Here is a 9696-nt window from a genome sequence, read left to right as displayed (position 1 = left end):
CCCCCCCCCCGCCGCGGGTGAGGTGTATGTGGTGGCGGTCGACCCGGCATACCACGGGCGCGGCCTGGCGGTGCCGCTGACCGCTGCCGGCCTGGCCCATCTGGCCCGGCGCGGCCTGCGGGCCGTCGTCCTCTATGTCGACGGCGACAACGACCGCGCGCTGCGCACCTACCGGCGGCTCGGGTTCACCGACCTGGAAGTGCACGCGCAGTACCGACGCGTTCCGGCGGCTGCCAAGATGGAGCCATGACCGCGCCCGCTGAGCATCCGACGATCGGGGAACCGGCCGGCACCGGGCCCGAGATCGACGGCGGCCCGCTACGAGACATCACCGTCGCCGCCACCGCCCACACCCGCATGCCCCGGCGCGCCCCGAACGGCCGCTTCATCCGCATGCCGGGCGGCTTCCCAAGCGACACCGGGTTACCGGACGACCGGTTCCTCGACCGCGAGGTGTCGTGGCTGCAGTTCAACGAGCGCGTCCTGCAGCTGGCCGCCGACCCCGACATCCCCCTGCTCGAGCGGGCCCGCTTCCTCGCGATCTTCTCCTCCAATCTCGACGAGTTCTTCATGGTGCGGGTGGCCGGGCTCAAGCGCCGCATCGCCACCGGCATCGCGGTGCGCTCGGCATCGGGGCTGGAGCCGCGGGAGGTCCTCGAGAAGGTCTCGAGCGTCAGCACCGACCTGCTGGCGGCGCAGTCGCGGATCTTCCACGACCACGTCCGCCCCGACCTGGAGGCCGAGGGCATCTCGATCGTGCGGTGGGATCAGCTGTCCGAGCCCGAGCACGACCGCCTGGCGGACCTGTTCACCGCCAACATCTTTCCCGTCCTGACGCCGCTGGCCGTCGACCCGGCGCACCCGTTCCCCTATATCTCCGGGCTCTCCCTCAACCTCGCCGTCGTCCTGGTCAACCCCAAGACCGGCAAGGAGCACTTCGCCCGCGTCAAGGTGCCCGAGATGCTGCCCCGGCTGGTGCAGGTCGAGGCCGGCGACGAAGTCACCGTCGACGAGCTCTTCCACACCCGGTTCGTGCCGCTCGAGGACCTCATCTCGGCGCATCTCGAGCAACTCTTCCCCGGCATGGACGTCGTCGCGAGCTTCACCTTCCGCGTCACCCGCAACGAGGACCTGGAGGTCGAGGAGGACGACGCCGAGAACCTCCTCACAGCTCTGGAGAAGGAACTCACCCGCCGCCGCTTCGGCCCGCCCGTGCGGCTCGAGGTCGACGAGACGATGGACGGACACGTCCTCGAACTGCTCGTGCGCGAGCTCGGCGTCCACCCCAGCGAGGTCTATCAGCTGCCGGCGCCCCTCGACCTGCGCGCCCTGCACATCATCGCCGACGTCGACCGTTCCGACCTGCACTACTCCCGCTTCGTGCCCCGCACCAACGCCGAACTGGCGCCGACCGAGTCGGCCAAACCCCGGGACGTCTTCGCGAGCATCCGCAAGCAGGACATCCTGCTGCACCACCCCTACGACAGCTTCTCCACGTCCGTCCAAAGCTTCATCGAGCAGGCCGCCGCCGACCCGCAGGTGCTCGCGATCAAGCAGACGCTCTATCGCACCTCGGGTGACTCCCCCATCATCGACGCCCTCATCGACGCCGCCGACGCCGGCAAGCAGGTCCTCGCGCTGGTGGAGATCAAGGCCCGCTTCGACGAGGAGAACAACATCTCCTGGGCCCGCAAACTCGAGCAGGCCGGGGTGCACGTCGTCTATGGCATCGTCGGACTGAAGACCCACTGCAAGCTCTCGCTCGTCGTCCGCCAGGAGACCGAGGGGCTGCGCCGCTACTGCCATATCGGCACCGGCAACTACAACCCCAAGACCGCTCGGCTGTATGAGGATTTGGGCCTGCTCACGTGCGACCCCGCGGTCGGTGAAGACCTGACCCGGCTGTTCAACCAGTTGTCGGGGCTGGCACCGCGCAGCCGCTTCACGCGTCTGCTCGTCGCCCCCCGCACCGTCCGCAGCGGGCTGATCGACCTCATCGAGGCCGAGATCGACCACGCTGAGGAGGGCCGCGGCGGCCGCATCGGCATCAAGGTCAACTCGATCGTCGACGAGCAGTTGATCGACGCCCTCTACCGGGCCTCGCAGGCGGGTGTGCGGGTGCAGGTCTGGGTCCGCGGCATCTGCGCCCTGCGCCCCGGTGTCGAGGGGCTGTCGGAGAACATCGAGGTCCGCTCGATCCTCGGCCGCTTCCTCGAACACTCCCGCGTGTTCACCTTCGGCGGCGGCGGCGAACCGGTGACCTTCATCGGCAGCGCCGACATGATGCACCGCAACCTCGACCGCCGGGTCGAGGCGCTCGTCGAACTCGGGCCGCGGCACAGCCAGGAGGTCCGGGCGCTTTTCGACCGCGGCATGAGCGACCGCTACGCGCACTGGAAGCTCGGCGCCGACGGCCGCTGGGTGCGCCATCACCGCGGCCCCGACGGCACCCCCCTCGATGACCTGCAGAGCGACCTGATCGCGTTCTATGCCAAGCGGCGCCGCAAGGCGAGCCGATAGGAGCCCCCATGCCAGCCCTCCGGGCGGTCCCAGCGGCAGGGACGATCCCCTGGCGCGTCGTCGACGGCGAACTCCAGGTGCTGCTCGTCCACCGGCCACGCTATGACGACTGGTCGTGGGCGAAGGGCAAGCTCGACCCGGGCGAGGAGGCGGCCGTCGCGGCCGCCCGTGAGACGCACGAGGAGTCGGCCCACACCGTCCGCCTCGGCCGGCCACTGCCGGAGGCCCGCTACCAGATCTTCGATCGCGACCACACCTATGCCACCAAAGAGGTGAGCTACTGGGCGGCGACCGTGACCGATGCGACGGGGACCCTCGTCAACGAGATCGACGAGATCGCGTGGCTCGGGCCGACCGAGGCGCACAACCGCCTCGACTACGCCCGCGACCAGGACCAGCTGCTCGCCCTCGTGGCGATGCACCGCGCCGGCGAACTCGACACCTGGCCACTGATCATCGTGCGGCACGCCACCGCCTTGCCCCGCTCCAAGTGGGCGCAGAAGGACTGGTTGCGTCCCCTCGACGCCCGCGGGCGGGCCCGCGCGCAGGCGCTCGTGCCGCTGCTCGCGGCATACGGCCCGCTGCGCGTGGTGAGCAGTTCCAGCACCCGCTGCCGCGACACTCTCGCGCCGTATGCCCGTGCCACCGCCACCCAGGTGAAGCTGCGAGAGGCGCTGACCGAGGAGAAGTTCGAAAAAACGCCCAAGAAAGCGATTGCTTTGGTGGACAAGGAGATCCGGCGCGGCAAGCCGGCGGCGATCTGCACCCACCGGCCGCTGCTGCCCGCCCTGCTCGAACGGCTGCGCGACCACGGAGCCACCCCCGACGTGCGGGCGCTGTATGACGAGGCAGCCGCCAACGGGATGGAGAAGGGCGAACTGATCGTCGCCCATGTCAGCGGCACCGGCCAGGCCGCCCGCATCGTCGCCGCCGAGCGCTACGCCCCCTGAAGCCCAAGGAACCTCTGCTGAGTTGGCGGCTTAGCCGAAGCGGCCGGAGATGTAGTCCTCGGTGGCCTTCTCGGACGGGTTGTTGAAGATCTTGTGGGTGGTGTCGACCTCGATGAGCTGACCCGGCTGGCCGGTGGCCTTGAGATTGAAGAAGGCCGTCTGGTCCGAGACCCGAGCTGCCTGCTGCATGTTGTGGGTCACGATGACGATCGTGTACTTCTCCTTGAGCTCGTTGATCAGGTCCTCGATCGCGAGCGTGGAGATGGGGTCCAGGGCCGAGCACGGCTCGTCCATCAGGAGCACCTGCGGCGAGACGGCGATGGCGCGGGCGATGCACAACCGCTGCTGCTGGCCACCGGACAGGCCGGCACCGGGCTTGTCGAGCCGGTCCTTGACCTCGTTCCAGAGGTTGGCGCCCTTGAGCGACTTCTCGACGACCTCATCCAGCTTCTTCTTGTCCTTGAGACCGTTGAGCTTCAGACCGGCCGCGACATTGTCGCGGATCGTCATCGTCGGGAACGGGTTGAGCCGCTGGAAGAGCGCCGCTTCCGCGGTAGCAGGGCGAGAAGCACGATGTGGCCGTGAGGCCCTAGGTCTGGCGGGTAGCTGCCGCGCAGCCAGCGGACTGCCCGCGTCACCGCGCCTTCCGCTGATCCCGCATCTTGTCCGGACGCAACCGTCCTCTCCCGGAGCTGAGCCCACGCCGAAAGTGCCTGGGTGTCACTGTCCGTCCAGCGCTCGGCCGCAGGGCCATAGCCACGCGGGCGGCGACCCCGACCCATTCCGGCGCGGTCCCGCCGGAGGACCTTTGCGAAGCCTGACCGGTCTGGGAGCGACATGCTCTCGTCCTGGGTCGGTCAGCCGAAGCGGCCGGAGATGTAGTCCTCCGTGCGGTTGTCACCCGGGTTGCTGAAGATCTTCGAGGTGAGGTCGAACTCGACGAGGTGACCCGTGCGGTCGCCGTTGCCCTCGGCCGCCTCGGCGGTGAAGAAGGCCGTGCGGTCGGCGACGCGGGCCGCCTGCTGCATGTTGTGCGTGACGATGACGATCGTGTAGTCCTTCTTGAGCTCCATCATCAGGTCCTCGATCCGGGCCGTGGCGATGGGGTCCAGGGCCGAGCACGGCTCGTCCATGAGGATCACCTCGGGCTTGACCGCGATGGTCCGGGCGATGCACAGGCGCTGCTGCTGGCCACCGGAGAGCCCGTAGGCGGACTGCTTGAGCTTGTCCTTGACCTCGTCCCAGAGGGCCGCGCCCCGCAGGCTCTCCTCGACGACGTCGTCCATGTTCGACGTCTTCATGCCGGTGACCTTCGGGCCGTAGGCGACGTTGTCGTAGATGGACTTGGGGAACGGGTTCGGCTTCTGGAAGACCATCCCGATGCGACGGCGGACCTCGATGGGGTCGACGTCCTTGGCGTAGATGTCCTGCCCGTGGTACGAGATGGTGCCTGTCACCCGCGTGCCCGGGATGAGGTCGTTCATCCGGTTCAGCGAGCGCAGGACCGTGGACTTCCCGCAGCCCGAGGGGCCGATGAGGGCGGTGATCTCGTGGACGCCGATGTCCATCGTGACCTCGTTGACGGCGCGGAAGTCGCCGTAGTAGACGCTGACGTCCGTGCAGCCGAGGACCGCTCGAGGGCGCTCGACGGGGTCGATCCGGCCGGCCTGGATGGCTTCCGGAGTGCGGGTCGTCACGGTGGCGGTGGTGTTCACGGTGGGGTCTCCTGCGTGGGGGTTCGGGTCGTCGGCGGCGAGGGCCGACAGGTCGACGGGGTGTCCGGGGTCGCTCATCGGGCCGCCGAGTACTTGTTGCGGATGACGATGGCCAGGCCGTTGAGGACGATGACCAGGACGAGCAGCAGGATGCTCGCGGATGCGGCGAGCTGCTGGAACTCGACCTGGGAGCGAGCGGCCCAGTCGAAGATCTGGATGGGCATCGTCGTGAAGCCACTGAGGAAGCCGTTGGGGTCGAACTTGACGAACACCAGACCTCCGAGCAGCAGGAGGGGCGCCGCCTCTCCCATCGCCCGGGAGAGGGCGAGGATGGTGCCGGTGGCGATGCCCGGCACGGCGGCCGGCAGGGTCTGACGCGACAGCGTCTGCATCGGGCTGGCCCCGAGGGCGAGCGAGGCCTGGCGGATCTCCTGCGGCACGGCCCGCAGCGCCTCGCGGGTCGCGACGATGACGACCGGGAGGATCAGCAGCGCGAGGGCGATGCCCCCGGCGATCACGGTGTTGCGGGGGATGCCGACGGCCACGGCGGCGGCGGCCGCGAGCATTCCGTAGATGATCGCCGGGACGGCGGCGAGGTTCTGCACGTTCAGCTCGACGAACCGGGCGAATCGGCTCGTGCGGGAGGCGAACTCCTCGAGGTAGGAAGCGGCCGCGACGCCGATGGGAATGGCCATCAGGGCCGTGGTGAGGATGACCCACGCGGTGCCGAGGATGGCGGCGCGGGCCCCGGCGGTCTCGGGAGCGATCTGGGACGTGTAGTTCGTGAACAGGCCCGAGTCCATCCGCTCGCGTCCGTCGAGGAACGTCGTGACGAGGAGGACGGCGAGGACGAGGATGCCGAACGCCAGGCAGAGCCAGAGGGCGATCAGGAAGGCCATCGAGCGAAGGCCCTTCTCACCGTGCGCTGCGGTGGCGAGCGGCTTGGGCGGGCCGACCCGGTCGGCGGTGAGGGCGGTCATCAGTAGATCTCCCGGAAGCGGTTGACGAGTCGGATGCTGATGAGGTTGATGATCAGCGTCAGGACGAAGAGGGTGATGCCCACGGCGAAGAGGGTGTTGTACTGCAGGGACCCCTGGACGCTGTCGCCGAGGGCCGCCGAGGCGATGAAGCCGGTCATCGTCTGGCCGCCCTCCAGCGGGTCGGTCACGATCTTCGCCTGGCTCCCGCTGGCCATCGTCACGATCATCGTCTCGCCGACCGCCCGGCTGAGGGCGAGGACGATCGAGGCGGCGATGCCCGAGACGGCGGCGGGGAAGACGACGCGCAGGACCGTGCGCATCCGGTTGGCGCCGAGGCCGTACGAGGCCTCACGCAGGGACCGGGGCACCGCCGACATCGCGTCCTCCGCGAGCGAGGCGACGGTCGGGATGATCATGACGCCGAGCACGAGGCCGGCGGCGAGCACCGAGAAGGTCTGGACCTCGATCCCGAACCACTGCTTGAGCACGACCGGGCCGACGAAGGTCACGGCGAAGAGGCCGTAGACCACGGACGGCACACCGGCCAGCAGCTCGAGCACCGGCTTGAACGTCTTGCGGACCTTGGTGGATGCGTACTCCGAGAGGTAGATCGCCGCCCCGAGGCCGAGGGGGATGCAGACGGCGAGCGCGATGGCGGTCGTCCACAGCGTGCCGGTGATCAGCGGCAGCACCCCGTAGCTCTTCTCCGTGAAGCGGGGCGTCCACGAGGTCCCCGTGAGGTACTCGCCGACACCGACCTCCCGGAAGAACTGGAAGGCGGGGAGCGCGAGCGAGACCACGATGCCCACCGTCGTGAGCACCGAGACCCCCGCCGCGAGGACGAGGAAGCCGTAGGCGGCCTTCTCGAGCCGGCGCGGCGAGCTCGATGTCAAGGAGGGGCGGTCCGGGGACGGGCGCAGGCCCCTCGACGGGGTCGAGGTGCCTGCGCCGGCACTCAGCTGTGACACGAGGATGGACTCCTGGGGTGGGGTGGGTGGCTCAGCCGAGCGAGGCGAGCTCGTCCTGGGCGGTCTTCTTCTGCTCGTCGCTGAGGGCGACGTACTTGGCGGCCTCGGCGACCTTCGCGTCGTTCTCGATGTAGTAGGTGATGAAGGCCTTCAGCGCCGCGTTCGAGGCGAAGGCCTTCTTGTCGACGTAGATGAAGAGCGGGCGGGAGAGCGGGGCGTAGGAGCCGTCGCGGGCGGTGTCGGCGCTCGGCGCCACGCAGCCCTTGCCGTTGTCGACCTTGACGGCCTTGAGGGTGCTCTCGTTCTCCTCGAAGTACGTGTAGCCGAAGTACCCGAGGGCGTTCTTGTCGCCGGAGACGCCCTGGACGATGACGTTGTCATCCTCGGAGGGCTCGTAGTCGGTGCGCGAGGCACCCTCCTCGCCGTTGATCTCGTCGGTGAAGTAGTCGAAGGTGCCGGAGTCGGTACCCGGGCCGTAGAGCTTGATCTTCTCGGCGGGGAACTTGGGGTTGACCTGGTTCCAGGTGGTGACCTTGCCGGTGGCCTCGGGGCCCCAGAGGGTCTTCAGCTCCTCGGTGGTGAGGCACTCGAGGAAGGTGTTCTCCTTGTTGACCACGACGGTCAGGGCGTCGTTGGCGACGACGATCTCCTGGTACTCGATGCCCTTGGCGTCGCAGGCGGCCTTCTCCTCGTCCTTGATCGGACGCGAGGCGTTGGAGATCTGGGTCTGGCCCTCGCAGAACTTCTTGAAGCCACCACCGGTACCGGAGGTCCCGACGGTGATGTTCACCCCGGTGTTCTCGGTCATGAACAGCTCGGCGGCGGCGGAGGTGAGGGGGCCGACGGTGCTGGAGCCGTCGGACGCGATGCTCCCGCTCAGGGCCGCGTCGCCGCTGGACGATCCCGTGGCGCCGGAGTCGGCCTGCTGGCCGCCACACGCGCTGAGGGCGAGGGAGCCGGCGAGGGCGATCGCGGCGGTGGCACCGAAACGCTTGGTCTTCACTGTGTGTACCTCTCGGAGGACAGGGTCATGGGGACGGGCTTCTGTGCCCGACGATCCGGACGCTAGAGAGGCCACGTGTCCGGTCGTCCATCACGGCGTGAACGCAGAATGAACGACCGTCGACGAACGCACCCACGGTTGGTCAAGCCAAAGCGACATCGTGACTGCGACCCGCGGCGGACCACGAAGCGTCGGACCTGAACCACCTCCCACAGCGCTTCCTCGCGCCGGCTGCCCCATGAGGGCTAGACCCTGGCTGGACTCACGAGGGTCCGGCTGTCACTCTGCTCCCGGTTGGTTCCAGGCGTGGTGCTGGGTTGGCGGCCGTGGCTACTATCACCGGATGGGCAATCTGCGGCGCGCCGTACTGCGGCGCCGCGTGCCCGGCTACGACTGCTGTGACGGCGAGTGCTCCGCACGCTGACGGATGACCCGTCAGCTCCCTTCCCCTTCGCAGTTTCACTCGGAGTCCTGCCATGCCCGAAGCCAGCGCGTCCCGTCATGCCGTCCTCGTCATTCTCGCCACCGCGTGCTGGGGCGGTGGCACGGTGCTGAGCAAGCTCGTGCTAGACCGTGGCGTCTCACCCATGGCCCTCCTCGCGGTCGAACTCGCGGCCAGCTCGTCGCTGCTTGGTCTGGGAGCCCTGACCGTTGGAGCCCGTCCCCGGTGGTCCCCGACCCTGGGCAAGCTCGCCCTGCTCGGGGTGCTCAACCCGGGCACCGCCTACGCCTTGGCGCTGTTCGGTCTGACGAGCATCACGGCCAGCCTCTCGGTCCTGCTCTGGGCGACCGAACCGATCCTGATCATGGGGTTGGCTGCTCTCCTGCTCCGTGAGCGGATCGCCGCCGCCTCCTTGATGTCCGTCGCCGTCGCCGTGATGGGGGTATTGCTGGTTGTCTTCACCCCCGGCGTCACCGGGGACGCTCTGGGCATCACTCTGACAGTAAGACTGTGAGGGCCAAGGTGTTCCCGGGCTTCGTGACTCACACGCCGATCGACCCTGGGGGTTACCGTGGTGTCGGAGGTGTTCTCGCAGCATCCTGACCCACACTCCGATCGACCCCGCAAGGTGTCATTCCCCGGACTTGTCGGTTGCTCGGGAACACCTCCGGCGAGGCCCGCGGTCTCGCCGGATCCATGTGACTGAAGAAGGGCCTGACGGTTCCCGTCTCATTACTGTCGTGTCCAGGTGTCTGGTTCGGCCGAGGGCAACAACCCGTTGTTGTCATCGAGCAGGAAGGACCAACACGCCATGACGGACACAGCCACGTCGCCGATCGTGATCGGCGGCGTCGACACCCACAAGGACCTGCACGTAGCCGCGGTCGTCGATGCCCACGACCGGGTCATCGCGACCGAGGCATTCTCCACCACCCGCGCCGGGTACCGGGCAATGCTGCGGTGGATGCGCACCCACGGCGACATCGCCCGGGTCGGCATCGAGTGCACCGGCTCCTACGGGGCCGGGGTTATGCGCCACCTCGACCAAGCCGGGATCGAGGTCCTCGAAGTCACGGCTGGCGACAAGGCCGACCGCCGCAAACGCGGCAAGGACGACA

Annotated in this window: 9 protein-coding genes and 1 pseudogene; 5 read left to right on the top strand and 5 right to left on the bottom strand. The window is 68.5% G+C overall.

All coding sequences use genetic code 11. The features are described 5' to 3' along the window. From BN11_RS11690 to BN11_RS11680, 3 genes are all read left to right on the top strand, one after another. The coding region (locus BN11_RS11690) for a GNAT family N-acetyltransferase (RefSeq protein ID WP_157044372.1) at nucleotides 1-250 on the top strand (250 nt) is incomplete at its 5' end. Next, the gene (locus tag BN11_RS11685; RefSeq protein WP_053084085.1) at nucleotides 247-2520 is read left to right on the top strand and encodes an RNA degradosome polyphosphate kinase; all 2274 of its coding nucleotides are present in this window, start codon (nucleotides 247-249) and stop codon (nucleotides 2518-2520) included. The genes BN11_RS11690 and BN11_RS11685, both read left to right, overlap by 4 nt. Before the next feature lie 8 nt (nucleotides 2521-2528). Continuing rightward, nucleotides 2529-3470 (top strand): NUDIX hydrolase, encoded by a 942-nt coding sequence (locus tag BN11_RS11680; protein ID WP_048697886.1) that lies wholly within the window; start codon nucleotides 2529-2531, stop codon nucleotides 3468-3470. A gap of 30 nt (nucleotides 3471-3500) precedes the next feature. Here the strand turns inward: BN11_RS11680 and BN11_RS11675 are convergent. From BN11_RS11675 to BN11_RS11655, 5 genes and pseudogenes are all read right to left on the bottom strand, one after another. Continuing rightward, nucleotides 3501-4010 (bottom strand): annotated as a pseudogene (locus tag BN11_RS11675) (phosphate ABC transporter ATP-binding protein); the annotation flags it as partial. A 317-nt stretch (nucleotides 4011-4327) separates the two neighbouring features. After that, a complete protein-coding gene (pstB, locus tag BN11_RS11670; protein WP_235435605.1) occupies nucleotides 4328-5128 on the bottom strand; it encodes a phosphate ABC transporter ATP-binding protein PstB in 801 nt (266 codons plus the stop codon). A gap of 131 nt (nucleotides 5129-5259) precedes the next feature. Further along, nucleotides 5260-6165 (bottom strand): phosphate ABC transporter permease PstA, encoded by a 906-nt coding sequence (pstA, locus tag BN11_RS11665; RefSeq protein ID WP_048697883.1) that lies wholly within the window; start codon nucleotides 6163-6165, stop codon nucleotides 5260-5262. Next, on the bottom strand, nucleotides 6165-7058 hold the full coding sequence (pstC, locus tag BN11_RS11660) for a phosphate ABC transporter permease subunit PstC (RefSeq protein ID WP_048701321.1): 894 nt from the start codon (nucleotides 7056-7058) through the stop codon (nucleotides 6165-6167). The genes pstA and pstC overlap by 1 nt, the downstream gene beginning before the upstream one ends. Nucleotides 7059-7164: 106 nt before the next feature. Continuing rightward, the gene (locus BN11_RS11655) at nucleotides 7165-8136 is read right to left on the bottom strand and encodes a phosphate ABC transporter substrate-binding protein PstS family protein (RefSeq protein ID WP_048697880.1); all 972 of its coding nucleotides are present in this window, start codon (nucleotides 8134-8136) and stop codon (nucleotides 7165-7167) included. A 476-nt stretch (nucleotides 8137-8612) separates the two neighbouring features. Here BN11_RS11655 and BN11_RS11650 point away from each other — a divergent pair, with 476 nt between their 5' ends. Together BN11_RS11650 and BN11_RS11645 are read left to right on the top strand one after the other, a co-directional pair. Then, on the top strand, nucleotides 8613-9092 hold the full coding sequence (locus tag BN11_RS11650) for a DMT family transporter (RefSeq protein ID WP_048697877.1): 480 nt from the start codon (nucleotides 8613-8615) through the stop codon (nucleotides 9090-9092). Nucleotides 9093-9389: 297 nt separating this feature from the next. After that, the coding region (locus BN11_RS11645; RefSeq protein WP_048697875.1) for an IS110 family transposase at nucleotides 9390-9696 on the top strand (307 nt) is incomplete at its 3' end.

The sequence above is a fragment of the Nostocoides australiense Ben110 genome, from assembly GCF_001050535.1.
Taxonomy (GTDB): domain Bacteria; phylum Actinomycetota; class Actinomycetes; order Actinomycetales; family Dermatophilaceae; genus Nostocoides_A; species Nostocoides_A australiense.
This window is presented reverse-complemented; position numbering and strand designations above follow the sequence as displayed.